Consider the following 26,094-nt stretch of genomic DNA (forward strand, 5'->3'; position numbering starts at 1 on the left):
TCCTCGCCGAGCGCGGCGTACTCACCCACGGTGAGCAGATGGGCGGGCGGCAGCGGGTTGGCTGTCATCGTCTCCTCCTCATCTCCAGGGACCATCGTTCCATGCGTCAGTAGCTTCAGTGCGGAGCCGGGTCGACACGCTCGGTCGCAAGACCGGCTGAGGGTGACTCCGCTCCCTGAGCAAGGGTGGGTGGTGGCACGCCCATATGGCGTGCTCAAGAGGGTCCTCCCGATGGTCGCCGAGGGACTCACCAACCGGGCCGACGCTCGCAGCCATGCGGACAGACCGGGCCGAGAGGTTGTGGCGGGACAGTTCCCGTTTGCTTGAAGAGTTTGCCGAGTGCGAGCGCCGGGGCGTAGCCCATGAGCTCGGGTTCCATCGCTGCGGTCGCGACTGCTTCGAGGGTGACCAGCCCGGGCAGGCCGAGGTTGCGTGCGGCCGATTCGCGCGCGAGCACGATGGCCGCGCCACCGTCGTTGATTCCGGACGCGTTGCCCGCGGTGACTGTGCCTTCGCGAGCAAACACCGGCCGGACGATGATCGATCTCTACGACCGGGACGCCGTTGACGAACTCGCCCGCTATATCCGCGACATGCTGCTGAGCAAAGGCGCCGCATAGCTCTACCGGTCGTGGACCCGTGGACCACACCAGTCGATGACCGTGCGAGCGTAATCGGCGGGGACTTCGAACGGCGGCGCGTGACCCACGCGGTGGAGGATCACCAGGTTCCAGTCGGGCCGCTGCGCCGTCCAGTCATCGATCGACGCGCGGGGAGTGAGGCGATCCTCATCGCCCCAGACAAGGAGAGTCGGCGACGCGACCCGGCGCATCGCGTCGAGCACGAGTCGCCGCCGGACGAACATCAGCGACATCAGCGAGGCATACACTGTGACCGCGCTTCCCAAGCGCGTCGGCTCGACCGCCGACATCTCGTCCCGCATGAGCCCGGCGATTTCCGGCGACATTCTCGTCAGGTCACCGCCCGTATTCCATTTGCTGTCCGCAATCGACGCGGGATCGTCCAGTACCCGCAGCTGCGCAGCGAGGATGCGCCGCCCCGAAACGCGGAGCAGCACAAGGGCGACCGGTGCGACGGTGGCCAACCCCGCCCTGCCGAGGGTTTGCCACATGCGCGCCTGGCCGTCGCTGAGCGGGGGAGGAAGTGCCGGCACCACCAACACGAGCCCGTCAACCCGTTCGGGTGCCTGGTCGGCGAACAGCAACGCAATCATCCCGCCCGCCGACCAGCCGTGAACCGTGACCCGATCTAGCTCGAGTGCGTCAGTGAAATCGCGCAGGAACAGCGCGTTGGTTTCGATGCTCGCCGCGCGCCGGTTCGGCAGCGCGGTGTGGCCGGCGATCGTGCCGGGCAGGTCTACCGCGATCGCGTGCGCGTGTGGTCGCAGTTCCGCGAGTACGTCGAGCCAGTTCGAGGCGCTGTTGGCCGGGTTGGGAACGAGCAGGTGAACCGGCACTTCCGACGTCCGCGTCAGATCAGTTTCCAGGTAGTGCACCTTCGTGCCGTGCACATCGACTGTCTCGCTGCGAATTCCGGACCAGCGTGCGGCGCGCTCACCCCAGTCGGTGTACTGCATTACCCCACGCTACGCCCGTCGACAGGGGCTTGCGCGAACTCACCGCCGCGCCGCGCTCAACGACACCAACCGCCTGTCCCAACTCGCCCAACCCTTACTGCTGCTCGCCCGCAGCGTCGACGACGACACCTACATCGACGCCCGAGCCGAAGACGTTCGGCCGCGCGCTCGCGGCGGTCGCCTCCCGCTACCCCCGGCCGAATCGAACTGCGCTGCGAACGAGACACTGCGCTGGAAGCCGGGTAGGGGAGGCCTGCGAGGTGTCATCCCCGGACCGGAGCTGGAGGCCATCCGAGATGACTCTCGGCAGTAGATGACACCTCCAATCCGGGATTTAGGTCCACCCCTCGCGAAGTGCCTGGTCAGAGGGTCTTCGGCCGCGGCATCGGCGTCGCCAGGAGATTCAAGCCGATCGCACCCCGCGGATCGGTCGCGAGGCGGCCTCGCTCCTTCCGAAGCGGCAACCCGGCTCGTGGCGTCGCCGACGCCCTAGGCGCAAGATGAACTCGTTCTGCCTACGATGTTGATGACAGGCGGGAGTCCCCGGATGACGACAGCGCACGCCGCCTTCGATTCGTGGGCGCCGACGTACGAGCTCAGCGAACTCCAGCGGTTGTTGTTCGAACCGGTGCATCGAACGGTTCTTGAGTTGGTGCACGAGAATGTACCGCGCGGCGCCAGGGCGCTGGACGTCGGCTGCGGAGCAGATGCCGACGTGGAGGAAGACCGGCGGAGTCGTTGGCCCTTCGATCGCCCGCGCGGCCGGCGGATGGAGTCGTTGCTGACTGATTGCGGGCTGGATGTCGTCGACTATCATCTGGCACCGGTTCATGGTCCGGTCCCTAGCATCCATGTCCTGGTCGCGCGCCCGCGACCCAGTTCCGGGGTGACAGCGTGATCTCGATGGGCAGGCAGCGAATCTGGTGCGCGCCGCGAGCCTGACCGGCACCGGCGTCTGGTCCGGTTGAGCGCGCTCAGGGGTGATGCTCTCGACGAACCATCCCCAACGGGTATCACGCTGGGCGCACCTGATCGGCCAGATCCTCGAAGTCTGCGACGACGAGGTCTGGAGCCAGGAAGGTCTTTGGGTACGGTGTGCGGCGCCGGTCGATGTACCAGCCCTGTAATCCGGCTCGCTTGGCTCCGTCGATGTCCCACGGGTGGACCGCCGCCAGTGCCATCCGGTCAAGGCCGGTGCCGCACACCTCGGCGGCGTACTCGTAGGCCGCCTGGTGCGGCTTCCAGCGAGCTGGCGTCGTTACGTCGAGCCGGTGCTCAAGCAGGTGCAGCAGGCCGGCGTCGGCGAACATTTGCTCGGACAGTGTGGCGGATCCGTTGGTAAGTGTCACGATCCGCAGCCCGAGATCGTGCAGGCGTCGCAGCCCGGGGACGACATCGGGGTGCAGGCTGAGCTGGGTGAACCCGGAGAGCACGCTACGGATGGTCTGCTCGGTGGGTTCGATCCCGGCTGCGGAGAGTTGGGCGGCCAGGACGTCGGCGCCGATCGCGCCGAACTCGGCTGTTGCGCCGCCCACGGTCAGGGCGAATCCGTCGCGCAGGGTGGCGGCGAACCAGGTGTCCAGGCTGTGCCCGGGCAGTCCGGCGTCTTCGAATCGCTGGCGTAGCGGCGTTAGGTCGGACAGCGTCTCGTTGACGTCCAGGACCAGCACGTCGGGGTGGTTTGCGCTCATCGTGACCTCGCTTTATCTTGGACTGGTCGTTCCAAGATAGGTGGTGTCTGGTGGCAGATGTCAAACACTTCGATCCCGATCGAGTGCTGGGTCTGGCGGAGTTGGTGTTCTGGCGACGCGGTGCAGGCTCGACCGGGATCCAGGATGTGCTCACGGCGACCGGGCTGAGCAGGTCGAGTCTCTACAACACCTTCGGCGGTAAGGAGGACCTGTATGAGCTGGTGATGCGGCGGTACCTCGACCAGCGGTCGCGGCCGATGTTCGCTCGCCTGGCCGCGGATCGGCGGGGTCTGCCCGCGATCAGCAGCTTCTTCTCTCGGTTGATCGGCGTGCGCTGCTCGGGTGAGTTCGCCGGCTGGGGCTGCCTGGTGTCGAATGCCCACCTGGAGGATTCGCCCGTGGGCGCCAAGGTGGTGCTGGACGAGCATCAGGCTGCGCTGAGCATTGTTCTCCATGCCGCGTTGAAGGTTGCCGACGACAAGCATCAGCTCCGGCCCGGTCTGGACCTCGCGGCAACTGCCGAGCACCTCACGCTGCTGGCGTACGCCATCAATCTGCGCTCTCGCGCCGGCGTTCAAGCCGAACCTCTGCAGGCCGCTGTACGCGCAGCCCTGGCCCCGCTCGTCGTCTGACCCGCTCGACCGACCCGGTCTGGTCGTTTCCCCCGTGACGACCAGACCGGACTTGTGTCCAGCGGGCCGTGACTGTTACGAGCCGCTCGCCGAAAGCAGGAAGCGTGGGGGAGCGCCGTTCAGCGCTGCGTCTGATCTGAGCCACGCCGAGGTCCAGGCCGGATAGCGCCGCTCGATCTCGGAGAGCAGATGCTGACGCGCTCGGACCCCTGTCGCCGCCTGGTGGGACTGCCACCTTGAGTAGCGCTTCTCGGGACGGTGGTGGGGCGGCGTTCTCCAGGAGGTGCAGGTTGCGGAGGACTCCTGCGCAGGTTCCGATGGTGAGGAACAGCAGGAGCGAGACGAATGGCGGTGTCGTTGCCAGGGCGAGTGTCGCTCCGGTCAGAACGACCAGCCCGGCCACACTCGACCAGATGGTCCGGTAAGCCCTCATGGTCAGAACCAGTGTTCGCGTTCGACCGTCAACTCGGTGACGGCGGCTGACAGGCGCACTGCGTCGTCGTCGGCCACCGCGATCTGGTCGGGGAGAACATAGAGATCGTTGTCCATCAGCCCTGCCCCGGTCACCTTGAGGAACCCCTGCCGGACAAGCTCTTCCGCAAGTTCTGCGTCGACTTGCGGCTCGGTCTCGGTCAGTGCGCGAGCGAAGGCAGTCTCGAGGTCTTCGTCGGCGGTCGGGCGGTCCGCGGTCGGGCGGTCTGCGGTGGGAGTACCGCGCTTGATGTATTTCACTGAGCCGACCAAGCGGCCCGTCGCGTCGATGACGGGCATCCCGACCCAGATCCCGGCCAGCTGGGATGATCCAGGGGTGGACGGCCGCTCAGCCACGAGGATTCCCTTCTTCTGCTCACAGACCCCTGTCTAGCGCGTTGCTGGGCCGCGGTCCCGGCCCAGCGGAGGAACGACACACGATCTCAAAGTCTCCTCAGCGTCATCGTCAACTTTGCCGGTTGGCCGAGCGCCTGGACGTGAACCGGCGTGAGGTGGTGATCGACCTGACCGCGGAAGGTCGCCCGGGCGGCAAGCCGCCTGGGCTGGTAAGGCAGCAGATTCAGGAGGACCGCAGGGCGGCGTAGTCGGCGGCTGTCAGTGGCTCGGTCGTCAGTGCTCCGTCGGCGAGGAGCGCTTCGACCGCCACGCCGTGTCGCTGGAAGGTCACCTCGTCGACGGTTGGCAGGGCGGTGACGGACAGGACGATCTGTCCGACGGCCAGGACATTTTCGGCGGCCGATCGGCCCTCGGTTTCGCCGGACAGTTCGAGAACGACCCGCTTTCCCTGAACGTCGGCAACGGTCAACGTGAGCTCGGGCGGAAGGGCAGAGGTGATGCCGTCGGATTGTTCGGTGTCGTTGGGCCCGGTCATCAACGCTTGGATGACGGCGGCCAAACGATCGGCCGGCGTGGTGGTCGGCGCTTCGCGGGCGAGGGCGAACAGTCGGTCATTGCGGACGAAATGTACCTGGAGGGTCGGGCTGCCGGGCGTGGCCGTGGGCTGTGGGATGGTCGGTGCGCCGGTGCCCCGCAGATGGGACGGGATCGCTTCGGGTTGGATCGGGGCAGGTTCTTGCTGGACAGGTACGCCGCAGCCGACCAGCAGCATCAGGAAGGAGATGACGCAGACGGTCTTCCTCATGACTCGATCTCCGGAAGTCGTACGACGAACCGGGCACCCCCGCTGGGAGACGCCGTACACCAGACAGAGCCGCCATGCACAGCGGCTGTTTCGGCCACCAGTGCGAGGCCGAGGCCGGTTCCCGACGACGAGCCACGTTTGGTCGCTCCGGTGGCGAAACGCTCGAACACGCGCTCCCGCTCGTGCGGCGGAATGCCCGCGCCGGAGTCGTCGACCAGCACCAGCACGTCGTTTCCGGTGCGGCTGATCTCGATCGCGGTCAGTCCGGCGCCGTGTGTCTCGGCGTTCTCGAAGAGGTTGCGGAACAATCTGCTCAGGCGGGGTTTGTCGGCGAGGACGAGAGCATCGTCGGCACCGCTGAGGAGCGTAGGCTCACGACCGATCTCGCTGAGAACCTGCCGTAGTAGCTCGGCGAGATCGATCGTCGCATCTGGGCGGCGATCGAGCCCGGCGTCGGATCGGGCGAGCTCGAGCAGGTCGTCGAGCAGGCGCCGGAAGCGTTGCAGGTCCGCGGTCACGAGATCGAGGGCGCGCTGTGCTCGCTCGGGGAGCTCGTCGCGGCGGGCGTTCAGCAGGTCCACGCTGCCGACCAGCGTCGTCAGGGGCGATCGGAGCTCATGGCTGACGTCCGCGGCGAGCCGTGCGTCGCGGTTGATCCGCTGCTGCAGGGTGTCGACCATGCTGTTGAAGGATCCGACGATCGTGGCGAGCTCCGGATCATCGGTCGCCGGAAGCCGGGTATCGAGCTCCCCGCCCGCGATCGACGCGGCGGTGACGGCGACCCGGTTGAGCGGAGTGACGACCGACCTGCTGGCCCAGGCGCCCAGCGCCGCTCCGGCTGCTGTCGCCACCAGAGCGCCTCCGATCAGGATGCCGCTGAGCAGGCGGAGGATGCCGTCGAGCTCGGTCAGCGGCGCGATCTCGTAGAACTCGGCTTGCACCGACGGCAGCGGTACGCCGACCACCAACGACGGCCCGTCGTCGGACCGGAACCGCTGTGCCGCGGCGTCTCCTTCAGCGAGCTGTTGCCGGAGCCCGGCAGGTACGGCGTCGCGGCCTTGATCGAGCGCCGAGGCGTACCACTGACCCCGCCACTTGAGGATGATCGTGTGCCCGGCGGGAGTTCCGGCTGCGGTGAGTACTGCGGAGACGTCGGCGCCGGCGCTTTCCAGCCGTCGTTGCACGAATGCCGCGTCCGCGAAGGTCTGGTGCTGCACCACCCGCTCGCGCTGACCCAGGAGATAGCCGCGGGCCAGCAGATAGGTGCTCGTCGCGAAGACGGTGGACACCAGCAGCGCTACCGCTGCGAACGCCATGACAATCCGGTGCCGCAGACTCAATGCGCGGAGGGTTGGCATCACTGCGGATCCAGCCGGTAGCCCATCCCTCGCATCGTGACGACGAGCTGCGGCCGTCCGGGGTCACGCTCGATCTTGGTCCGCAGTCGTCTGATGTGGACATCCACGATGCGTTCGTCGCCGTAGTACCCGTGCTCCCAGACCGAGGCCAGCAGCGCCGAGCGGCTGAGGACCCGGCCGGGGGCCTGGGCAAGCTCGGCCAGTAGCCGGTATTCGGTGAGCGTCAGAGGGACGTCGTTGCCGTCGAGCATCACCGCGCCACGTGCCGTGGACAGCACCAACCTCCGAGATGGATCGGAGTCCAGGATCACGTCGGGTTCGGCTGCCTCCGCGGTGGTGCGGAGACGTCGGCGGAGTGCTCGGAGTCTGGCGGTGATCTCTTTGACCTGAAAGGGTTTGGTGACGTAGTCGTCCGCGCCCGCCTCGAGCCCTGCCACGATGTCATGGGTGTCGGACCGGGCACTCACGATCACGATCGGTATGTCGCTCATCCGGCGGACCTCACGGATACAGGTGTATCCGTCGATCTCACCCAGCATCAGATCCACCATCACCAGGTCGGGCATTGCGGACCGGACCTGTTCGAGCGCCGAAGGCGTGTCGGCCGCCTCGGCGACCTGGTAGCCCTCGTCCTCCAGCGCAAGGCGCAGAACGGCCCGGATTCGGTCGTCGTCCTCCACGACCAGGACCTGCATCGGCATCGTCCCATCCTCGCAAGTGAACGGTCGCTTGTGACGGCCGGGGGCGCCGTGTCATCCGATCGTAAAGAACGACCGGCGGGACGGATGTCGATGGCGACAGGTGCGATCCCCCTCGTCATCCGATCGTCAAGAAGGGATACGACCGATCTCAAACTGCGGGGACCAGAGTGGTATCAGCTTGCAACTACTTTGAAAGGGCCCGTCGATGACCGACACGACCCACAGTCCGCTTCCCCAGAAGGCCATCGTGATGCTGTCCGACACGGACCTGGACGGCGGACTGACGTCACTGCGTTGGCGACTGCGGGGCCTTGTCATGGACGGCGCCTGCCTGGTCGTCATCGACGTCTCTGAGATCAGCCGCATCTCATCGACGCTACTGGCGGCCCTGCTCGACACCCACCGGGTCTGCCGGCGGCGTGGCGGGGGAGTGGTCATCCGCCACGCCAGCCGCAAGATGACCGACGTGCTGCGCCGTACCGGCCTGGACTTGGTCTTCGAGGTCGAGGCTGCGTGACGGGAGATCGACCCGCCACCCGCGGCATCGAGCAAGACAGCGGCCGATGAATCAGTTCGACGACGAAGCAAGTTGGCCCGGCTATGTCGACGTGACGATCGTCGAGTTCGCCGCGCACACCGCCTATCTCGATCCGCTGACAGGAACCGGCTATCTGGTGACACCTCGCCCGGAGAACGACATCGCTGCCCCCGAAGGACCGTTCGTCGAGGTCGCGTGGTCAGAGCGTTTGACCGACTACGGACGCGTCGGTGGCCTCTCGCTGTACACGGCAGACCGTCTCAGGGCGGTCAGGATTCTCGAGCAGGAGGGCTGGACGTACCTGCATGACGAGTGCGGCCAGGTGGAGGAGGCCGGACGAACCACCGACGGTCGTCGGGTGCTCTGCCTCTACGGCTCTCCAATGGTCGAGGAGCCAACGCTCGACGCCTTGAGCCGTGCGCTCATCGCGCTGGACATTGCGGCCGACATCGACGTCCAGTCGCGAAACTGGGCAAACTAGCCGTTGGTGGACTCGGAGATAGTCGAGCCGGTCAGGACAGGACGAAGTACCGCAGCCAGAGGTACGGCGCCGCGACGAGGATCGTGATCGCGGTCATCACCGCGCCCTTGCGGGTGAACTCCCAGAAACTGATCGGGTTGCCGGCGCGCAGTGCGATGCCGATGACGACGACGTTCGCGCTGGCGCCGACCGCGGTGGCGTTGCCGCCGAAGTCGGCACCCGCGGCCAGTGCCCACCACAGCGCATGGACGTGGTTGGGGTCGGTGATGCTCTTGGTGAGTTCAAGAACAACCGGGCTCATAGTCGCGACGTACGGGATGTTGTCGACGATGCCGGACAGGACCGCGGAAACGACCAGGATCAGCATCACCGCGAGCAGAGGCTTGCCGTCGGTCGCCTTGCCGACCTGGTCGGCGAGATCACCGATCACGCCTGTCTTGACCAGGGCGCCGACCATGATGAACAGCCCGGCGAAGAACAGCAGCGTCTGCCACTCGACACTGCGCATGTAGTCCTTGGTCGGAACACCCGAGATCAGGACGAGCAGGCCGGCGCCGAGCAGCGCGACGACCGACGGTTCGACGTGGAACAGCGAGTGCCCGACGAATCCGGTGAACACGAGCAGCAGTACGACGCCGCACTTGACCAGCAGCCGGATGTCCTGGATCGCCTCTCGCTCGTTCAGGCGCAGGACGTTCTCGACCTTGTCCGGGTCGACGGCGAACGAGCCTTTGAACATCCTGGGTAGCACCAAGGTGAACACGATCAGCTCGACGACGACCAGTGGCGCCATATGGATCAGGAAGTCGTTGAACGTAAGGCCGGAGCGGCTGGCGATGACGATGTTGGGCGGGTCGCCGATCAGAGTGGCCGCGCCGCCGATGTTGGACGCCATCACCTCGGCGATCAGGAACGGCACCGGGTTGATCCCGAGCCGGTCGCACACCAGCAGCGTGACCGGTGCAATCAGCAGCACAGTGGTGACGTTGTCGAGGAAGGCCGAGGCGATAGCGGTGATCAGCGTGAGCAGGATCATCACCCGTAGCGGTGACCCCCTCGCCCGTTTGGCCGCCCAGATCGCGATGTACTCGAAGACTCCGGTACGGCGCAGTACGCCGACGATGATCATCATCCCGAGGAGCAGGAAGATGACATCCCAGTCGATCCCGGTGTCGTGGGAGTAGAAGGCGTGCTCGGAGTCGGTCACCCCGAGGGCAAGCAACACGGCCGCACCACCCAGGGCGGCGAGGAGCTTGTGGGTCCATTCGGTCGCGATCAGCACATAGGCGACCACGAAGACGACGATGGCGATCACGGTCACGCGATCACCAGTCCGTCGATCAGTGCGGTGAGACGACCTGCTCCAGTAGGCGGGACGCGGTGATCGCGCCCAGGATCTCCTTGTCCTTCATGACCGCGACCAGCGGGCACCGCAGCCGGGCCATGAGCGCGGCAACCTCGAGAACGGTGTCGTCGTGATTCACCACCGGCAGCTCGACCGGCTCGGACGGCAGCAGCTTGCGGACGGTCAGGCCGGCGAGCTTGTCCGCGACCTGGTCGGCCAGCGACTCCTCGATCACCCTGGCCAGCGACGGATCGTCCTGCACGTAGCTTGGCACCAGGAACCGCACCACCTGCGACGCCGGCAGCACCGAGTGCGGCTTCCCCTTCTCGTCCACCACGATCAGCCCCGGCAGTCGTCGCGAGGCCGTCACATCGTCCGTGTGCTGCCGCCAGCGTCACGCCGCCTCCGGGATCGTCGACCAGCCCGCACCCCGGCCGAGGGCGAGCACTGCCGACCAGACTTCCCGGCGCTCCGTGCCCAACCCTCTCCCATCCGACCCTCTGGACGCAAACGATCGCCAGAACCAGTACGACGAAGCCGGGCGATTGCCATTGGCAACGGCCTTTGCGCGATCCGGTAGCCGTTACTTCTTCGGACGGAAGGTTTGTCGTGCTCGCAAGGTGCGGGTGGCCGAAGGACGGCGTTCAGTAGGCGCGCGCAGGTCGACCTGGCCGCCCCCGGCGACCTGCATCCGCGACCACGTCAACGACCGGATTGAAGGGCGGCGAAGGCGTCCTGTACGAGGCGGAGTGCCGTAGTCATGGTCTTGTCCTCGTCGGGGAGGTGTGCGTAGGCGATCAGGGTTGCACGGATCGCGCCGACGGCGGCTCGTGCTAGTACAGACGCACGGAGTGTGTCGCCATCGCCAGAACGCTCTGCCAGTGCTGCGGCGATGCCGTCCTCGAACTGGAGCAGTACGGCGTCCGGCCGACGGGTCGATGCGGGAAAGCGAGCGGGTGGACCGCTGAACAGGATGCCGACACCGCCGGGGCGTTCAGCGCCGACGGCGAGCAGGCTGTTCAGGATCGCCGGGTACGGCGGCTCGCCGCGCGGGCGGGTCCGGATGTGCTCGGTGAGGACCGGGAGCAGGTCGAGGACTTCACCGAGGACCAGGTCTTCCTTCGACCGGAAGTACCGGAAGAACGTCCGCTCCGTCACGCCTGCGGCGCCGGAGATGTCGCGGACGGTCGTCTGCGCGTACCCCCGTTCCTCGAACATCTGCAGCGCGGCGTCCTGCAAGGCGCTGCGCGTCGCGGCCTTGTGCTGCTCGCGGCGTCCAGGTGTGATCACCGTCGCAGTATCTCAGGCTGCAAATATCTGTCAGTCATGACACTTTAGCGATACTGTCAGGACTGACACTTTTGGATCGCCTCACGGAGGTGGATCCGCCAACGACTGAGAGAGGCAACAATGCGAGTTCCTCGCAAGGCGGTGCGCGTCGGCGCCGCACTGATCGCGTTGACCGCGGCCATCGCCGGCACGGCAACCGTCGGTCCGGTCCGGCCGAAGGGTGCGGCCGCGGCGGTTGACCGCCCGAATTTCGTCATGATCCTGGCCGACGACTTGGACGCGCGGACGACGCCGTACTGGGACGCGATGCCGAAGACCGAGGCATTGCTGGCAGACCGGGGCATGACGTTCACCGACGCGTTCGCGCCGATGCCTATCTGCTGCGCCGCGCGCGGCTCGATACTGACCGGCAAATATGGGCACAACACCCACGTGCTGACCAACTCGGGTGACGAGGGTGGCTACGCCTCATTCGTTGCTCACGACAACGAAGACCGCACGTTTGTCAAGTATCTGCACGACGCCGGGTACCGCACTGGGATGGCCGGGAAGTACCTCAACGGCCTGGAGGACGACCCGACCCACATCCCGCCGGGCTGGGACGACTGGAACGCGGGAGTGACGAAGTCGCTCTACAGCGGCTACGACTACACGCTCAACGAGAACGGCACGATGGTCGACTACGGGTCCGATCCGGACGACTACCAGGTCGATGTCATTGCGAAGAAGTCTGTCGACTTCATCAGCGACGCGGCGGCCGGCGGGCAGCCGTTCTTCTGGTATGCCGCGGCCACCGCACCGCATCTGCCGATGGAGGCTCCACCGCGGTACGCCGACAACCGGTTCACCGACGACACCGCGCCGCACCTGCCCAACTTCCAGGAGGACGATGTCAGCGACAAACCGACGTGGCTACGCACCACCGCCGGTGAGCGTTCGCTGACCGTTGCCGCGACCAACGATCTGGACTACCAGCGCCGGATGGGGTCGCTGCTTGCCCTCGACGACATGGTCGCCGGAATCGTGGCGACCTTGGAACGGGCCGGCGAGTTGGGCAACACCTACATCGTGTTCACCTCCGACAACGGCTACAACCTCGGCGCTCACCGGCTCGTGCAGAAGATGGCGCCGTACGAGGAGTCCGTGCGGGTGCCCATGGTCGTCACCGGCCCGGGCGTACCGCACGGTCGCACCAGCGATATCGCGATCTCGACCGACTTCGCGCCAACCTTCCTGGAACTTGCCGGCGTGCCCACACCTTCCGATGTCGATGGTCGCTCGCTGGTACCGCAGTTGCACGGCGAGAAGGTGACGGACTGGCGGACCGACTTCCTCGCCGAGTACGGCGGCCCTGGCCCGCGCGGCGAGGACGGCGTCTTCCAGGAGTACGCCCCGAGTCCGTTGTCCAGCGTCTTCTCCGAGGTCTTCCTGGTCGACCTGCCGTCCTGGAGTGCGGTCCGCGATGAGCGGTACCTCTACGTTCGCTGGTACGACCTCGAGCGCGACGAGGCCGACCGCGAATACGAGTTGTACGACCTCACCAAGGACCCCTACCAACTCGACAACCTACTGGCCACCAAAGCCGGTCGCGCCAAGTACGCCGGCGAAGTCGACCGCCTCGACGCACGACTCCAGCACCTGAAGGAATGCAGCGGCGCCACCTGTCGCAACTGACCCCGAAGTCGTGGCCCGGTCGCACGTCCCACCGGGCCACGACCACAGAGGTCAGCCACCGTCGCCCATACGTCAGCCATCACAATTTCCCCTCCGCATCGGCGTTCTTCAGGCGCCCGGTCCGGTGCGACGTGAGCGCCGGACCGCGATGGCGATTCCGAGCAGGGTTGCAACGCCGAGGGCGGCGCCTGTGACACCGATCCAGTCGAGGCCGGAGGTGAGCCAGCGCTGGATGGTGGCGCCTACGGCGATGACGGGGTCGTCGACGCTTGCGTTGCGGAGTACGCGGATTTCGTACCAGCCGTAGTAGGCGACGTAGCCGCCGGTGAGAAGGAGGAGCAAGCCGCCGAGCCGGGACACCAGTCGGCCGGCCCGACGCAGTACGGACACCACCGATCCTCGCGCGAGTGCGACGGACAGCGATACGGCGGCGACGATCAGGCCCATGCCGAGCGCGTAGGCGGCAAAGACGGCGATCCCGCCTGAGGTCGATCCGGTCCGGAAGGTGGCGACCACGGTGACGAGGAAGGGGCCGATGGTGCAGCCCAGGGAGGCCAGCGCGTAGGCGATCCCGAACAGAGTCATCGATCCGAAGGACCGGGTCAGTGACCCACCGCGGGTGGCGATTCTGGGTGCGGGCAAGCTCCGGCCGGTGACCAGCCAGCCGCCCAGGGCCGCGAGCATGAGGCCGAAGACAACTGTGAACCAGGGCAGGCGCTCCTGGATCGCTCCGGCTGCTGGTGCCAGTAGCAGCCCGAAGACGCCGAAGACGAGGGCGAACCCGGCGGTCATCGCTGCGGCGAATCCGAGTGCACGACCGATCGCGACACCGCGGCGTGGTGGCTCGTCGCCGAGGACCAGCAGCCCGGCGTACGCCGGTAGTAGGGCGAAGCCGCACGGGTTGACGACAGCCAGGGTCCCGGCCGTCAGGGCCAGCCCGATCGGAATTCCGTCCATCGCGGTCAGCCGGCGAGCGCCGCGACCTTGTCGCGGAGTTCGTCGCCTCCGAGGACGCCCTTGAAGGAGACGTTGCCCGAGGTGTCGAGCAGCACGTAGGTGCTTTGCTGGGTTACCTCGAAGCGGCGCCAGATCTCGCCGTCCGGATCGGCGAGGTGGGTGAGCGCGCCGGTCTTGGTCCGGTCGACGAACGGCTGCATGTTGTTCTGCTCGTCCAGCCCGGCCACGCCGACGATGCCGATCCTGCCGGCGTACGCCTGCTGAATGTTGAGCACGTCGGGTGCCTCGGCCATGCAGGTCGGGCACCACGGCGCCCAGAACCACAGCAGTACTGGCTTCCCGGCCATCGTCGCGGCGTTGAACGACTTGCCGGCGAGCGTCGTACCGGTGAAACCCAGCTGACCGATCGCGGGCTTGCCTGGCGAAGGTGAGCTCGGTGGCGTGCCGGGTGTCGACGAGGTGGTGGGGCTGCTCGCGGTTGGAGTGGCCCCCGCGGATGGGCCGGCGTTGTCCGGTCCGCAGGCGGCCAGTGTGAGCAGCGCGAGCAGCGCTGCCGTCGTCGGGAGGGGGCGGCGGAATCGCATGATCAGACCATGTCACAGCGTTTCCGTCACCGGTCTGTAAGCCCGATTACGGTGCGCTGACATCCTCGGGCGTGCAACCAAGGGGGCCGCAGGCAGCGGCCGCTATCTCGGTTGGTGGGTGTGCTGGTCGAGGTGTTGCTGGAGCTGGTTGGCGAAGTTCATTGCTGTGTCGAGTTGTTCGCGCAGGGCGTTGATGCGTTGGCCTGCTGCCTCGTGATACCTGGTGAGGCGGTCGAGTAGCCCGGCGCGGTCTGCGGGGTGGTCTTCGGCGGCGAGGTTGTCGAGCAGGTCCAGGAGGTCGGCCATCTCGTCGAGGGTGAAGTCGAGTGGCTTCATTCTCCGGATCAGCAGTAGCCGCTGCACGTCGGATTCGGTGTAGAGCCGGAAGCCGCCCTTGCTGCGGGCGGACGGCGGGACCAGGCCGACCTCCTCGTAGTGGCGGATGGTACGCAGGCTCAGCTTCGTCCGCTCGGCGACTTCGCCGATCTGCATGTGCTGACCCATCCTGTTCACTCCTGCCGACTGCCCGGATGCCCACGGCGGTGCTTACTCGTCGCCGCGATCGGGGAAGGATAACGGACCGGCTTCAACTCTACTCTCACGTTCGGGTAGAGTTGCGGCCTGTGAGGCGATCTGTGCTCCTCACCCGCCTCGTCCCCTTTGACGCGGCCCTCGTGCTGCCGCCGGCGCAATGACGCGCCCGGGCGGGCCGCGTCCGAGGAGACCGCCCGCCATTTGCCCTGGAGACCGTATGCCCTCGGTGGCGCCGGAGTCAGCCACGCCCGAACCCGTTCACATCCATACCCCCGACATCACCTCGGTTCGGGCTGCGCTGCGGTCGCCGCGCCGGCTGCGGACCGAGATCCTGGCCGGCCTGGTGGTCGCGCTCGCGCTGATCCCGGAGGCGATCAGCTTCTCGATCATCGCCGGCGTCGACCCGCGGGTGGGGCTGTTCGCGTCCTTCACGATGGCGGTCTCGATCGCGTTCCTCGGCGGTCGGCCGGCGATGATCTCCGCGGCGACCGGCGCCGTCGCGCTGGTGATCGCGCCGGTGATGCGCGATCACGGTTTCGACTACTTCATCGCGACCGTGCTGCTGGCTGGCGCCGTGCAGGTGATCCTCGGTGTGCTCGGGGTCGCGAAGTTGATGCGGTTCATCCCACGGTCGGTGATGGTCGGGTTCGTCAACGCGCTCGCGATCCTCATCTTCATGGCGCAACTGCCTCACCTGATCGACGTACCGTGGGCGGTATATCCGCTGGTCGCCGCCGGTCTCGTGGTGATGGTCGTCCTGCCGAAGTTCACCAAGGTGGTGCCTGCTCCGCTTGTCGCGATCCTCGCGGTCACCGCGGTGGTCGTCCTGACGTCGGTGTCGGTCCCTAGGGTCGGCGACGAGGGCGAGCTGCCGGACAGCTTGCCGTCGCTGTTCTGGCCGAACGTGCCGCTGAACCTGGAGACGCTGCGCATCATCGCGCCGTACGCCGTGGCGGTGGCGCTGGTCGGGCTGCTGGAGTCGCTGATGACCGCCAAGCTCGTCGACGACGTCACGGACACCCACTCGGACAAGACCCGCGAAGCGTGGGGGCAGGGTACGGCGAACATCATCACCGGACTGTTCGGTGGCATGGGCGGTTGCGCGATGATCGGCCAGACGATGATCAACGTGAAGGCCTCCGGTGCCCGGACCCGGATCTCGACCTTCCTGGCCGGCGTGTTCCTGCTCATCCTGGTGGTCGGCCTCGGCGACCTGGTCGGGGACATCCCGATGGCCGCGCTCGTCGCGGTGATGATCATGGTGTCGGTCGGCACGCTCGACTGGCACAGCATCAAACTGAAGACCCTTCGGCGGATGCCGCGGAGCGAAACGATCGTGATGCTGTCCACGGTTGTGGTTGTCGTTCTCACCCACAACCTGGCGATCGGGGTCGTTGTCGGCGTGCTGGTCGCGATGGTGCTGTTCGCCCGCCGCGTCGCCCACTTCACCACCGTCGACGAGGTCGCGCACCCCGATGGCGACACCAAGGTCTACAAGGTCACCGGTGAACTCTTCTTTGCCTCCAGCAACGACCTGGTCTACCAGTTCGACTACCGCAGCGACCCGGCCAACGTGATCATCGATCTGACCGAGTCGCACATCTGGGACGCCTCCACTGTGGCGACCCTCGACGCGATCACGACCAAGTACGAGCGCTACGGCAAGACAGTCCAGATCGTCGGCCTGAACCCCGCCAGCGCCGAACGACACCAACGCCTCGCCGGGAAGCTCAGCGCCGCCCACTGACTACTGCGCCCGGCAGCGCAGGGTTAACTGTGGCTGGCTGACCGGCGGTGGGGCTCGCCGGACCCGAACCGTCACCTGGTTGGTGGCCAACAGTCCCTACCTGTACTTGCGCGCGGCTGCCTGCCGCGCCTTCCGCGTCCAGGTAGGAGAGTGCCGACCCGTGCAGCAGCAGCGAACCGACCCAGCACCTTTCGAGCCCGTCGACTCCGATGTCGGTGGGCGGGCAACTCTGTCTTCGAGACGGCGGCGTGGTGATCTGGGGATCGTGGCCGTGGTCGCCGTCGGGGGCATGGTCGGTGCCGCCGCGCGCTACCTGATCGGTTCGTTGTGGACGGCGCCGCCGGGTGGATTCCCGTGGGCCACCTCCGCCGTCAACGTTTCCGGCTGTGCGCTGATCGGCGTACTGATGGTCCTAGTCAGCGATGTCTGGACTCGGCGGCGGCTGTTGCGGCCGTTCCTGGGCACCGGTGTTCTCGGCGGCTACACCACCTTCTCCACTTACACCGTCGATATCCAGCGTCTGGTCGCCGCAGGCCATGCCGGTATTGCGCTGATCTACCTGGCCGGCACTGCCGCTGCCGCGTTTGTCGCGGTCTGGGCGACCGCGAACGCGACTCGGAAGCTTGTAACCCGGAGGATGCGATGAGACTCACTGGTACCGCGTTACGGCTCACCGTCCTGATCGGTGAGGGTGACCAGTGGCACCACAAGCCGCTGTTCACCGAGATCGTGCACCGCGCTCCCGCGGGCCGGCCTCGCGGGCTCCACCGTGTTGCGCGGGATCGAGGGCTACGGCGCATCGAACCTGATTCACACCAACCGGCTGCTCAGTCTCAGCGAAGATCTGCCGGTGGTCGTCGTCATCGTCGACACTCACGACCGGATCCGTGCCTTCCTGCCCCAACTGGAGGATCTCGTCACCGAGGGCCTGGTGATTCTCGACGACTGCGAAGTCATCCGCTACGTCGGCCGCGCCCCTGATCCTGCGGCCGATCGCCTTGCCGGGCACGAGCGGAAGTCGCGATGACGCTGCTGCTGGTCATGGTCGGCGCCGCGATCGGTGCCCCGCTGCGGTACCTGACGGACCGGGCGGTGCACCGGCTGCGCGTCCACGACTCGCCTGGCTGATCCCATACCTGATCACAGACGCCGGCTCCGAGCTGCAGCACAGGATCGACGTAGAAGTCGGCGCCACCGTACTTTCCGCCGCCAGCTCGGCCCTGCACAACCAGCTCGTCACGACATCGGAAGACCGGCTCCACGACCTCGTCACCACACCAGATCGCCCCACGTCGCGCCGTACACCGCCCGGGAGACGCCTTGAAACCCTGCTGACCATCCGGCAGACCTCCCCCGATTGGCTGCGTGCACCGGCAGGCCGGCCCGTTCACCTACCTCGCCTACTCCTGGCCGTCTACTTCACCTTCGCCGGACTCTTCTGGACCTACTTCCGCTTCACCCGCTCACGCCAGCCGAGGTCGTGATCGACCGGCCTGTGCGGGTGGTGGCCGAGTACGCCGGGGATCCGTCGAACGCGCCCGAGTGGTACGCCAACATCGAGTCGATCGAGTGGCGGACCGAGCCGCATGTCGCTGCGCAATCGCGGTGAACCTTCGGGTTCGCCGGCGTGGCCGCGCCGCTGATGTCCACTGCGATGCGCCGCGCCAACCAGAAGGACCTCGCCCGGCTCAAGTCACTCCTCGAGTCCCGCTGATGTGAGCGTGTGGAGGCAGGTTTCGATGCCTGCCTCCAGGTCCTCAGGTGGGGTTCCTGACCGAGAGCGGAGGTTGACGCCGTACGCGAGGAGGGTGAGCATCTCGGCGGCTCCAGCCTGGTCCAGGTCGGGGCGGAGGTCGCCGTTGCGTCGGGCAACGTCTAGCGCCGCGGCGAATGCGGCGCGGAGGCCGGCGTGGTGCTGGTCGAGCAGCGCCCGAGCGGAGTCGCTCGGGCGCTCGGTGTGGGCATTCGAGATCAGGCAACCCCAGCGAGCGTGCCGTCCTGTGCAGCGGAGCCGGATCAGGCGATCGAAGAAGTCGGCGATTGCCGGTAGGCCGCCATCGTCGGAGGCGAGCCGGTCGAACATCGGCTGGGAGCGCCGATCGAGATACCTCTGGAGCGCTGCGATGTGGAGCTCTTGCTTGCTGCCGAAGGCGTTGTAGAGACTCGACCGGCTCAGCCCGGTCGCGGACACGATGTCCTGGATCCCGGTCGCGGTCACACCCTGACGCCAGAACAGCAGCTCGGCTTTGGCTAGCGTCTCGTCCGCGTCGAAGTGTTTGACATCCGGCACGCCACACCCCTTATCTTGGAACGACCAATCCAAGATAAGGGGTGTGGCGCGATAGTGACAAACCAACGGCCTGAGGTGCTGGTACTGGACGTCAACGAGACCCTGTCCGACATGGAACCCCTGCGCGCCCGTTTCGAGGCCGTGGGGTTGCCCGGGCATGCTCTGGACACGTGGTCGCGGCCACGCTCCGGGATGGGTTCGCGCTCACGGCCGCCGGCTCGTACGCCGCTTTCCGAACGATCGGCAGTGATCTGCTGCGCTCGATGCTCGTGGCCGAAGGGCTGGACGCCACCGATGCGACGGTCAAGAGCGTGCTGCCCGGATTCACCGAGCTGCACGCACATCCGGACGTCGCACCCGGGCTGATGCGGCTGCGCGAGCTCGGGTTCCGCCTGGTCACCTTGACCAACGGCGCCGCGGCGATGTCGGAGCAGATGTTCGCCGAGGCCGGAGTTCTCCAGCTGCTGGAGCATCGACTGGACGTCGAGAAGCCCGGTCGCTGGAAGCCGCACGCCACGGCCTACCGGTACGCCGCCGAGGTCTGCAAGACACAGGTGGATCGGATGGCGCTCGTGGCGGTACACCCGTGGGACATCGACGGAGCTCGGCGGGCCGGGATGCTCGGCTACTACCTGGATCGGCGGCAGACGCCGTACCCGCAAGCGTTCCTGGCGCCCGACCTCACCGCTCCCGACCTCGAATCGCTGGCCGAAACGCTTGCCGCGTCGTAAATGCACGCGATCGCGTGTGGCCGACGGGGGTGTTGCCTACCTTCAGAGAATCTTCACGCGGGTGATGTCTTCGCGGTGTCTGCCGGTGTGCTAGCCGCCGCACCGTTGCTCGTCGGCGGAGGCAACGGTTCAGGCACACAGGCGGTCAACCGCAGGCCGATCTGCGACAACCTGGGGTTCAGCCTGCCGTCGACGGTTGGTGGGCAGGTGAGGATTCCGGTCACCGACGTCGCCGCGGACCCCGACGTGACGCCCGTGCGGCTGGTGTCCGTGTTCGGCGGGGCTCCGGTCGGTTCGGCGGTGATCTCCGACAATGGGACACCGGCCGTCCTCAACGACGATATCCTCGTCTTCACTCGAACCAGTCCCGAGCCCGGCACGGTGTTTCTGTACTGGACGGTATCTGATGGTTCGTCGAGCGCGCAGTGTGGCTCGCACGCCTCGGACGAACCGCCGCCGGAGAACGGCTGACCGATCATCCAGCGTGGCCGAAGGTATGGGGCGAACCCGAGACTGTTGCGATCGGCAACCGGAGGGTGAAGCACGAGCCCTCACCTTGGGTGCCATGCAGCTCGACGGTGCCACCGTGCTGGGAGGCGATCCAGCTGGCGATCGCCAGGCCCAGGCCGGTGCCGGTTGCCGCGGTGGCGTTGCGGCCGCGGAAGAACCGTTCGAAGATCTTGTCGCGGTCTTCGGGTGGTATGCCGAGGCCGGTATCCGTGACATCGATCCGTGCATGCGTGCCGTCGCGCTGTGTAGCGACCCGGACCTCGCCGGGTGGCGGGGTGTATTTGAAGGCGTTGTCGAGCAGGATCAGCAGGGCCTGTTCGAGGTGGTCGGCGTCGCCGCGCACCATGACACCGGTCAGCGGTTCAGTTGCTGGCGGCAACAGTTTGACGCCGTTGGCCATCCGTGCCGCTTGCCGGCACGCGGTGCCGATGACGTCGGCGAGTGCGATTGGCCGGAGGTCGATCGTGGCGCCGGCGTCGGCCCGGGCGAGGATCAGCAGCTGCCGCACCATGCGGGCCATCCGGTCGGTGTCCGCGGCGACGTCGGCCAGGGCCTGCGACCGGAACGCCGCGTCGTCGTGCTCCGCGGGTTCGTCGAGCCGGCCGAGCACGTCGACGGTGCTTCGGATCCGGGCCAGCGGTGCGCGGAGCTCGTGTGAGCAGTCGGCGAGGAATTGCCGCAGCTGCTGGTTCGACCGGTCCAGCGACCGGTACGCGTCGTCGAGTTCGGCGAGCATCTCGTTGAAGGTTTCGACCAGCTTGCCCACCTCGTCGCCTGAACCATGCTGAGGCACTCTTCGGCTCAGGTCACGGCTGTCCCGGACCGAGCGAGCCGCCGCGACGACCTGGCCGATCGGCCGCAGCGCGCCTCGGGCGTAGAGCCAGCTGGTCAGCGCGGTGAGCAGCACCGCGCCGGCGATGACGCCGGTGAGCAGGTTGCGCAGTGTGCGCAGCGCGCCGTAGGTCGTCATCGGTGAGCGGGCCACGATGATATGACGGCCGTCGCCGATCGGTGCTGCGGTGAGGAACAGTGGGCGGCCGCCGACGCGCTCTTCGACCACGTCACCGCGTCGCGCGGCGTCGGGCAGCGGTAGTGTGCGGTCGCCGAGGCTGCCGGAGCGGGCCAGCGGCTTGCCGTCGGAGCCGACGATCTGGAGGAACACATCTGGGGCGCCGAAGGTGTCCAGGGTGTACGGGGGTGCTGGTGGGCTGGCTCGGTACGCCGCGGCACGGTGCGCGACGTCTCGCTCGATCTCGGCCAGCAGGTTGTCGCGGAGGAGCTGGTTGGTTGCCACCCCCACCAGGACCAGGAGCACGCCGACCAGCAGCGTGAACGTCACCGCCAGCCTGGTCCGCAGCGACAGACGCGGCAGCTCGTGCAGGCGGCTCATTGCCGGCTCCGCAGCACGTAACCGACCCCGCGCATGGTCTGGATCAGGGGTGGGTCACCGAGCTTGCGGCGCAGGTGTCCGATGTGCACGTCAACCACGTTGCTGTCCACCGGGACGTCGTAGCCCCAGACGTTGCGCAGCAGGGCGTCCCGGCTCTGGATCCGCCGCGCGTTGCGCACCAAGCACGTCAGTACGTCGAACTCGGTGACCGTGAGGTCGATGCGCCGCCCAGCGCGCGTCACCTCACGGGTGCCGAGGTCACAGACCAGATCGTCGTACGACAAGCAGTCCAGGGCCTCGGCGCCGCGGCGGCGCAGTACGGCGCGGATCCGGGCGACCAGTTCGTCGAACGCGAACGGCTTGGCCACATAGTCGTCGGCACCCAGGTCCAGTGCGCCGACCTTGTCGGACACCTCGTCCTTCGCGGTGAGCATGACCACCGGCACGTCGGACTGCCTCCGCAGTTCCCGCAGTACCTCGAAGCCGTCGAGGTCCGGCATGCCGACGTCGAGCAGCACGAGGTCCGGCGCGGTCGACCGGGCCGCGCTGAGCGCCTCGGTGCCCGAGTACGCGCACGCGACGCCGAAGCCCTCGTACCGCAGTCCCCGCTCCAGCAGCGGAACCAGCTTGTGGTCGTCGTCCACCACCAGCAACAGGGGCGCCCGCGGTTCGACCGAGTTGCCCACGGTGACCTCCATCCACGGATGTGCCCAACGCTACTCGGGTACGACGCGGACGATGCCGGCCATGAACTCGGCGTGCGGCTGGCAGTAGTACGCGTAGGTGCCCTCCTCGGCGAACCTCACGGTGAACGTCTCCCCGGTCCTGTCGAGCACCCCGTGAAAGCGGCCACTCGGCCGGCGTACCTGCGGGCTGGCGGTCGAGGTGACGGTGTGGAACGTCGCGTCGTCGTTGACCCAGCGCACCACGCCGCCGACGGAGACGGAGACGTCGTCGGGCCGGAACGCGCACGGTGCCTCGTCGTCTCCGGTCGCGCAGGTCAGCCGTACTTCGACCTGCCGGGCGACCGGTTGCGGTGTGGTCGGTTGGGACGCGGTCGTGGTCTGCTCGGGTGTCGCCGCGGGTGGTGCGCCCGGACTGCATCCGCCTGTCAGCCCCGCGAGCACGAGCATGATCGTGCTCGCGCGCACCTGCGTGGGCACGTCAGCAGGCCGGTGGCGGGGTGGGCGAGAACTCCCGGTCGACACCTGGGCTGACTTGCCGGCCGTCGCGCTGCTTGAACGTATCCGTTGCCATCCACAACAACCAGTAGCCGCGGTCGCCGGGTGCCTGGCCGTGGCCCTTGGAGTACTCCGCCGCGTGGGTGCGGTGGAAGTGCGGGAAGTCCACGGATGGCTGCTTGGACTTGCAGAACTCGCCGCGGACGCTGATCCCGATGTACCGTACGGCAGTCGCCTCGGCCGGGTCCGACTTGTCGAGCTGGATGAAGACCGCGACGTCCTTGTTGACCCAGCGATACAGCCGCGGTGCCGTCTGGCCGCCGGTCAGCGGGTTGTCGGTGAACAGGCCGGCGAGGGCCGCGAGGTCCGCCTCGGACAGAGCCTTCGCGCCGGGCGCGGCGAAGTCGGTCTTCGGCAGCTTCGCGCCGCACCGTGGGGGAGCAGGGGTGGGCGAGAACTCGTAGTCGACGCCGGGTTTCACTTGGCGGCCGTCCCGCTGTGCGAACTCGTCGACCGCCACCCAGCTGAGCCAGTAGCCCGGTGTCCCCGGCGGTCCGGCGTGACCCTTGGCGTAATCGGCCGCGTTCAGGCGGTGGAAGTGCGGGAATCCGCCCTTGGCGCCACCGGGCTGGTTCTCCGCGCAGAACACGCCCTTGACACTGACACCGACGTACCGCAGAGCCGTCGCCTTCGCCGGGTCCCGCTCGTCGAACTGCACGAATACAGCCACCCGATCGTTCACCCACCGGTACAGCCGCGGCGCGGTCTGCCCGCCCGTCAGCGGGTTGTCGCCGAACGCGGCCGCCAACGCGACGATGTCGGCCTTGGACAGCGGACTTCCGGTCGGCTCCGCGGGAGAGACGCTGGCCGGCGAAGCCTCGGGGGCGCTTGACTCCTGTCCGTCGCCGCAGGCAGCAAGCATAAGTGCGGCGGATGCGGCGGCGGCGACGATGCGCATACGGGACATGACCAGCTCCTTCGACCCCGGACGATGTATCTCGCTTCGCCACGCTAGGTACGCACCCAGGTGCTGGCCTTGTCGCATTCCTAAAGACTTCATGAACCGGCAGGCGAACGGATCAGCCAGCGATTGGATGACGACCTCTTTCACAGTGCCCTGGCATCGGGCTCGCCTGCCGCGAGGAACCTCTCATTGCGCCGGAGTGGGAACGTCTCCGGGAGCAGTCGGAACGTCTTGATGCGGTCGATCCTGAAGGAGCGGATGTCGTCGCGTAGACGGTCCCAGGCGAGCGCGTACCAGATAGGAACGTTGTAGTAGAGGTACTGGAGTTCGATCTCCCGCTCGGTCAGCCGAGCGTGCTGGTCTTGGTAGCTCACGACGGCGACCCGCCTGTTGGCGAATGCGTCGAGCAAGGGCTTGGCAACTTTCCCGCTCGGCGGCGTGTAGGAGGAGAGGGCGCGGTCGGAAGCACGTGAGCCAACGAGGATACGTCTGCGGATCGCCAGTATGCGCCGACCCTGCGCCGGGGCGAACGACGCGGCGATCTTGCGGGCGATCGAGCGCGTGTCGTCCAGCAGCAGTGGCGATCCGATCCTCTCGGCGATCGTGAGACTCAGCAGCAGTCCGATGGCCTCCGTCTCGCTGAGATGCACCCGGCCGAGAGACCAGCCATGCTCGAGGCGCAGGCCACCGCCCCGGCCTCGGTCACTGTCGACGGGCATCCCGAGGTCGCGCAGGAAGCTCAGGTCCCGATGGACAGTCCGGACGCTCACGCCCAACTCGTGTGCCAGCTCCGTGATGGTCGTGTGGTCCCGCTCGACCAGGAGCAGTTTGAGCGCTTCCAGCCGACCAGCGCGGCCCCGGGAAGGATCAGTATCCAGCACAGAGCGAAAATACGACAATCACTGTCAGGTACGCCAGTAGCGTCGATGCTGACGAAAGGAGAAGTTTTATGCACATCGCGCTCGCACCGTTCACCCTCAAGAGCGGGGTTACCGAGGAGACGCTGCTCAAGGCGTCGGACGACTTCGAGGCCGCGTTCGTCAAGGAGCAGGAGGGGGTCCTCCGCCGCATCCTGGTGCGAGACCCCAAAGGTGGCTACGCCGATATCGTCTTCTTTGACTGCGAGGAGACCATGGAGCGCGTCGTTGCCGCAGAGCAGGACAGCGAGGCCTGCGCGGCGTTCTGGTCGATCATGGACGACGGCGAATACAGCGTGTTCGAGGTCCTCAAGACCTACGAGCGATGACAAGCCAGCGTCTCCTGCTCCACATGGCAGCCTGGTGGCCCGGGGCACCTTCACCGCAGATCGACTGGTGAGCTTCCAGTTCTACGGCTGTGGCGGCGAAGGCGTGCCGGGCTTCCTGTGTGGAGGGTTGGCCAAACGGGAGGTGACCCTGACGCCCGAGGGCACAAGCGTGGAGTTGCCGGCGACTCCATGGGTGGATTGTCTGATCGGCGACAAGCTCCCGAGCCCGCCCCGGATCGCCTCCGCCGCGACCAGGCGCTGGATGATCTCCCGGTAGGCGGCCCTCGATGTATCGCTGATGATGCCGAGGCAGAGCTCGTCGTAGATGACCTGGTGAACGATCTGACGATCGGCCGCAGTCGGCGAAGTCGACCGAGTAGAGGATGCACCGCGCGGAGTGCCACCCGCCCAGCCGAGCTTTGACTAGTTCGTTTGCCAGACGGTAGTACTCGGCTGAGCTTTCCCAGCTCATGCCGCCGATCATGCCGATCGTCATCATCCTGACCAACCTCGATTAGTTTGCGGTGGCGGCCGGCCGACGCTCGGAGGACCGCCAGCGTCGATGCGGCTTGTACATCGCCAGAGTGACATTGAGAGCGAGTGGGGCGGAGGCTACAGCTGGGATGATCGCAAGCTGCCTGCGTGCCGACTCGGCGGGTAGGTCCGGCGCGGGGCCTGCCGCGACATCGGCTGCGGCTCCCAGCTTGGGAATGAGAACGAGGTAGACAAGGGCGGTCAGCACCACCGTGATCGTCAGCTTGATCCCCACCCACCAGTACCTCTGCAGACCCAACGGGCTGGCAGCGCCCAGCACCAAGCCGGTGCCGAGCGCGATCAGGGCGAGCGGCGCGACCAGCCGCGCACCCACAAGATGTGCGGCCGGGTACACGGTCTGCGGATCGAGTCCTCTTGCTCCGGAGACGCCCAAGACCAGCAGCGTCAGGTCCGCGCCGAAGAGGCCGACGGTGGCGAGGACATGCACAGTGAGTAGAAGCTTGCGCGACGGCGGAGTAGGCATCG

At 67.0% G+C, this 26,094-nt stretch carries 33 protein-coding genes; 13 read left to right on the forward strand and 20 right to left on the reverse strand.

Going from position 1 to position 26,094, the window contains the following annotated elements:
- Positions 1 to 247: 247 nt before the first annotated feature.
- Together EV643_RS41820 and EV643_RS41825 are read right to left on the reverse strand one after the other, a co-directional pair.
- Positions 248 to 526, reverse strand: a complete 279-nt coding sequence (locus tag EV643_RS41820) for a thiolase family protein (RefSeq protein WP_238166178.1) — start codon at positions 524 to 526, stop codon at positions 248 to 250.
- A gap of 96 nt (positions 527 to 622) precedes the next feature.
- Positions 623 to 1,597 (reverse strand): alpha/beta fold hydrolase, encoded by a 975-nt coding sequence (locus EV643_RS41825; RefSeq protein ID WP_133805792.1) that lies wholly within the window; start codon positions 1,595 to 1,597, stop codon positions 623 to 625.
- Between the two features lie 547 nt (positions 1,598 to 2,144).
- Between EV643_RS41825 and EV643_RS41830 the strand changes: the two genes are divergently transcribed.
- Complete coding sequence (locus EV643_RS41830) at positions 2,145 to 2,495, forward strand: class I SAM-dependent methyltransferase (RefSeq protein WP_133805793.1); 351 nt, start codon at positions 2,145 to 2,147, stop codon at positions 2,493 to 2,495.
- A 115-nt stretch (positions 2,496 to 2,610) separates the two neighbouring features.
- Here EV643_RS41830 and EV643_RS41835 read toward each other — a convergent pair whose 3' ends face one another.
- On the reverse strand, positions 2,611 to 3,288 hold the full coding sequence (locus EV643_RS41835; protein WP_133805794.1) for a haloacid dehalogenase type II: 678 nt from the start codon (positions 3,286 to 3,288) through the stop codon (positions 2,611 to 2,613).
- A 50-nt stretch (positions 3,289 to 3,338) separates the two neighbouring features.
- On the opposite strand from EV643_RS41835, the gene EV643_RS41840 reads away from it, so the two are divergent.
- The gene (locus EV643_RS41840; RefSeq protein WP_133805795.1) at positions 3,339 to 3,920 is read left to right on the forward strand and encodes a TetR/AcrR family transcriptional regulator; all 582 of its coding nucleotides are present in this window, start codon (positions 3,339 to 3,341) and stop codon (positions 3,918 to 3,920) included.
- Positions 3,921 to 4,355: 435 nt separating this feature from the next.
- Here EV643_RS41840 and EV643_RS41845 read toward each other — a convergent pair whose 3' ends face one another.
- The 4 genes from EV643_RS41845 to EV643_RS41860 form a co-directional block, all read right to left on the reverse strand.
- A complete protein-coding gene (locus EV643_RS41845; protein ID WP_133805796.1) occupies positions 4,356 to 4,691 on the reverse strand; it encodes a hypothetical protein in 336 nt (111 codons plus the stop codon).
- A gap of 280 nt (positions 4,692 to 4,971) precedes the next feature.
- A complete protein-coding gene (locus tag EV643_RS41850) occupies positions 4,972 to 5,553 on the reverse strand; it encodes a GerMN domain-containing protein (RefSeq protein ID WP_133805797.1) in 582 nt (193 codons plus the stop codon).
- Complete coding sequence (locus EV643_RS41855) at positions 5,550 to 6,869, reverse strand: HAMP domain-containing sensor histidine kinase (RefSeq protein WP_238166179.1); 1,320 nt, start codon at positions 6,867 to 6,869, stop codon at positions 5,550 to 5,552. The genes EV643_RS41850 and EV643_RS41855 overlap by 4 nt, the downstream gene beginning before the upstream one ends.
- Before the next feature lie 41 nt (positions 6,870 to 6,910).
- A complete protein-coding gene (locus EV643_RS41860; protein ID WP_133805799.1) occupies positions 6,911 to 7,612 on the reverse strand; it encodes a response regulator in 702 nt (233 codons plus the stop codon).
- Positions 7,613 to 7,817: 205 nt separating this feature from the next.
- Between EV643_RS41860 and EV643_RS41865 the strand changes: the two genes are divergently transcribed.
- Both EV643_RS41865 and EV643_RS41870 read left to right on the forward strand, forming a co-directional pair.
- Positions 7,818 to 8,129 carry an STAS domain-containing protein gene (locus EV643_RS41865; protein WP_133805800.1) on the forward strand — a complete coding sequence of 104 codons (312 nt, stop codon included), beginning with the start codon at positions 7,818 to 7,820 and terminating at the stop codon, positions 8,127 to 8,129.
- A gap of 46 nt (positions 8,130 to 8,175) precedes the next feature.
- Entirely contained in the window at positions 8,176 to 8,631 is a 456-nt protein-coding gene (locus tag EV643_RS41870; RefSeq protein WP_133805801.1) for a hypothetical protein, read from the forward strand.
- 31 nt (positions 8,632 to 8,662) lie between these two features.
- Here the strand turns inward: EV643_RS41870 and EV643_RS41875 are convergent, their stop codons facing one another.
- The 3 genes from EV643_RS41875 to EV643_RS41885 form a co-directional block, all read right to left on the reverse strand.
- The gene (locus EV643_RS41875; protein WP_133805802.1) at positions 8,663 to 9,952 is read right to left on the reverse strand and encodes an ArsB/NhaD family transporter; all 1,290 of its coding nucleotides are present in this window, start codon (positions 9,950 to 9,952) and stop codon (positions 8,663 to 8,665) included.
- A 19-nt stretch (positions 9,953 to 9,971) separates the two neighbouring features.
- A complete protein-coding gene (locus tag EV643_RS41880; RefSeq protein WP_133805803.1) occupies positions 9,972 to 10,346 on the reverse strand; it encodes a CBS domain-containing protein in 375 nt (124 codons plus the stop codon).
- Positions 10,347 to 10,678: 332 nt separating this feature from the next.
- Positions 10,679 to 11,266 carry a TetR family transcriptional regulator gene (locus tag EV643_RS41885; RefSeq protein WP_133805804.1) on the reverse strand — a complete coding sequence of 196 codons (588 nt, stop codon included), beginning with the start codon at positions 11,264 to 11,266 and terminating at the stop codon, positions 10,679 to 10,681.
- A gap of 120 nt (positions 11,267 to 11,386) precedes the next feature.
- Between EV643_RS41885 and EV643_RS41890 the strand changes: the two genes are divergently transcribed.
- On the forward strand, positions 11,387 to 12,940 hold the full coding sequence (locus EV643_RS41890; protein ID WP_133805805.1) for a sulfatase family protein: 1,554 nt from the start codon (positions 11,387 to 11,389) through the stop codon (positions 12,938 to 12,940).
- Between the two features lie 108 nt (positions 12,941 to 13,048).
- Here the strand turns inward: EV643_RS41890 and EV643_RS41895 are convergent, their stop codons facing one another.
- The 3 genes from EV643_RS41895 to EV643_RS41905 form a co-directional block, all read right to left on the reverse strand.
- Positions 13,049 to 13,897, reverse strand: coding sequence for a cytochrome c biogenesis CcdA family protein (locus EV643_RS41895; RefSeq protein ID WP_133805806.1), 849 nt, complete (start codon positions 13,895 to 13,897; stop codon positions 13,049 to 13,051).
- Between the two features lie 5 nt (positions 13,898 to 13,902).
- Positions 13,903 to 14,481: a redoxin family protein gene (locus tag EV643_RS41900; protein ID WP_133805807.1), complete on the reverse strand. Its 579-nt coding sequence runs from the start codon at positions 14,479 to 14,481 to the stop codon at positions 13,903 to 13,905.
- A gap of 102 nt (positions 14,482 to 14,583) precedes the next feature.
- Entirely contained in the window at positions 14,584 to 14,985 is a 402-nt protein-coding gene (locus tag EV643_RS41905) for a MerR family transcriptional regulator (protein WP_202870034.1), read from the reverse strand.
- Positions 14,986 to 15,232: 247 nt separating this feature from the next.
- On the opposite strand from EV643_RS41905, the gene EV643_RS41910 reads away from it, so the two are divergent.
- The 4 genes from EV643_RS41910 to EV643_RS46630 all read left to right on the forward strand — a co-directional run bounded on the left by EV643_RS41910 (position 15,233) and on the right by EV643_RS46630 (position 18,371).
- Complete coding sequence (locus EV643_RS41910; RefSeq protein WP_133805808.1) at positions 15,233 to 16,762, forward strand: SulP family inorganic anion transporter; 1,530 nt, start codon at positions 15,233 to 15,235, stop codon at positions 16,760 to 16,762.
- A 160-nt stretch (positions 16,763 to 16,922) separates the two neighbouring features.
- Positions 16,923 to 17,408, forward strand: coding sequence for a FluC/FEX family fluoride channel (locus tag EV643_RS41915; protein ID WP_133805809.1), 486 nt, complete (start codon positions 16,923 to 16,925; stop codon positions 17,406 to 17,408).
- A gap of 39 nt (positions 17,409 to 17,447) precedes the next feature.
- Positions 17,448 to 17,789, forward strand: a complete 342-nt coding sequence (locus EV643_RS41920; RefSeq protein WP_238166180.1) for a DUF190 domain-containing protein — start codon at positions 17,448 to 17,450, stop codon at positions 17,787 to 17,789.
- A gap of 453 nt (positions 17,790 to 18,242) precedes the next feature.
- Positions 18,243 to 18,371, forward strand: a complete 129-nt coding sequence (locus EV643_RS46630) for an SRPBCC family protein (RefSeq protein ID WP_255513099.1) — start codon at positions 18,243 to 18,245, stop codon at positions 18,369 to 18,371.
- A gap of 84 nt (positions 18,372 to 18,455) precedes the next feature.
- Here the strand turns inward: EV643_RS46630 and EV643_RS41935 are convergent, their stop codons facing one another.
- Complete coding sequence (locus EV643_RS41935; protein ID WP_133805810.1) at positions 18,456 to 19,052, reverse strand: TetR/AcrR family transcriptional regulator; 597 nt, start codon at positions 19,050 to 19,052, stop codon at positions 18,456 to 18,458.
- Positions 19,053 to 19,222: 170 nt separating this feature from the next.
- Between EV643_RS41935 and EV643_RS41940 the strand changes: the two genes are divergently transcribed.
- Together EV643_RS41940 and EV643_RS41945 are read left to right on the forward strand one after the other, a co-directional pair.
- Positions 19,223 to 19,783, forward strand: coding sequence for an HAD family hydrolase (locus tag EV643_RS41940; protein WP_238166181.1), 561 nt, complete (start codon positions 19,223 to 19,225; stop codon positions 19,781 to 19,783).
- Entirely contained in the window at positions 19,784 to 20,254 is a 471-nt protein-coding gene (locus EV643_RS41945; RefSeq protein ID WP_133805811.1) for a hypothetical protein, read from the forward strand.
- A 4-nt stretch (positions 20,255 to 20,258) separates the two neighbouring features.
- On the opposite strand, the gene EV643_RS41950 is transcribed toward EV643_RS41945, so the two are convergent.
- The 5 genes from EV643_RS41950 to EV643_RS41970 all read right to left on the reverse strand — a co-directional run bounded on the left by EV643_RS41950 (position 20,259) and on the right by EV643_RS41970 (position 24,709).
- The gene (locus EV643_RS41950; RefSeq protein ID WP_133805812.1) at positions 20,259 to 21,683 is read right to left on the reverse strand and encodes a sensor histidine kinase; all 1,425 of its coding nucleotides are present in this window, start codon (positions 21,681 to 21,683) and stop codon (positions 20,259 to 20,261) included.
- Positions 21,680 to 22,381, reverse strand: a complete 702-nt coding sequence (locus EV643_RS41955; RefSeq protein ID WP_133805813.1) for a response regulator transcription factor — start codon at positions 22,379 to 22,381, stop codon at positions 21,680 to 21,682. The genes EV643_RS41950 and EV643_RS41955 overlap by 4 nt, the downstream gene beginning before the upstream one ends.
- A gap of 18 nt (positions 22,382 to 22,399) precedes the next feature.
- Positions 22,400 to 22,846 (reverse strand): cupredoxin domain-containing protein, encoded by a 447-nt coding sequence (locus EV643_RS41960; RefSeq protein WP_133805814.1) that lies wholly within the window; start codon positions 22,844 to 22,846, stop codon positions 22,400 to 22,402.
- Between the two features lies 1 nt (position 22,847).
- Positions 22,848 to 23,831 (reverse strand): hypothetical protein, encoded by a 984-nt coding sequence (locus EV643_RS41965; protein WP_133805815.1) that lies wholly within the window; start codon positions 23,829 to 23,831, stop codon positions 22,848 to 22,850.
- A gap of 140 nt (positions 23,832 to 23,971) precedes the next feature.
- Entirely contained in the window at positions 23,972 to 24,709 is a 738-nt protein-coding gene (locus tag EV643_RS41970) for a helix-turn-helix transcriptional regulator (protein WP_202870035.1), read from the reverse strand.
- Between the two features lie 68 nt (positions 24,710 to 24,777).
- Between EV643_RS41970 and EV643_RS41975 the strand changes: the two genes are divergently transcribed.
- Together EV643_RS41975 and EV643_RS44565 are read left to right on the forward strand one after the other, a co-directional pair.
- Positions 24,778 to 25,074, forward strand: coding sequence for a hypothetical protein (locus EV643_RS41975; RefSeq protein ID WP_133805816.1), 297 nt, complete (start codon positions 24,778 to 24,780; stop codon positions 25,072 to 25,074).
- Between the two features lie 34 nt (positions 25,075 to 25,108).
- The gene (locus tag EV643_RS44565; RefSeq protein WP_166665786.1) at positions 25,109 to 25,351 is read left to right on the forward strand and encodes a hypothetical protein; all 243 of its coding nucleotides are present in this window, start codon (positions 25,109 to 25,111) and stop codon (positions 25,349 to 25,351) included.
- A 237-nt stretch (positions 25,352 to 25,588) separates the two neighbouring features.
- Here the strand turns inward: EV643_RS44565 and EV643_RS41985 are convergent, their stop codons facing one another.
- Entirely contained in the window at positions 25,589 to 26,092 is a 504-nt protein-coding gene (locus EV643_RS41985) for a hypothetical protein (RefSeq protein WP_133805817.1), read from the reverse strand.
- Positions 26,093 to 26,094: the final 2 nt, after the last annotated feature.

This window comes from Kribbella caucasensis (assembly GCF_004361855.1).
Taxonomy (GTDB): Bacteria; Actinomycetota; Actinomycetes; order Propionibacteriales; family Kribbellaceae; genus Kribbella; species Kribbella caucasensis.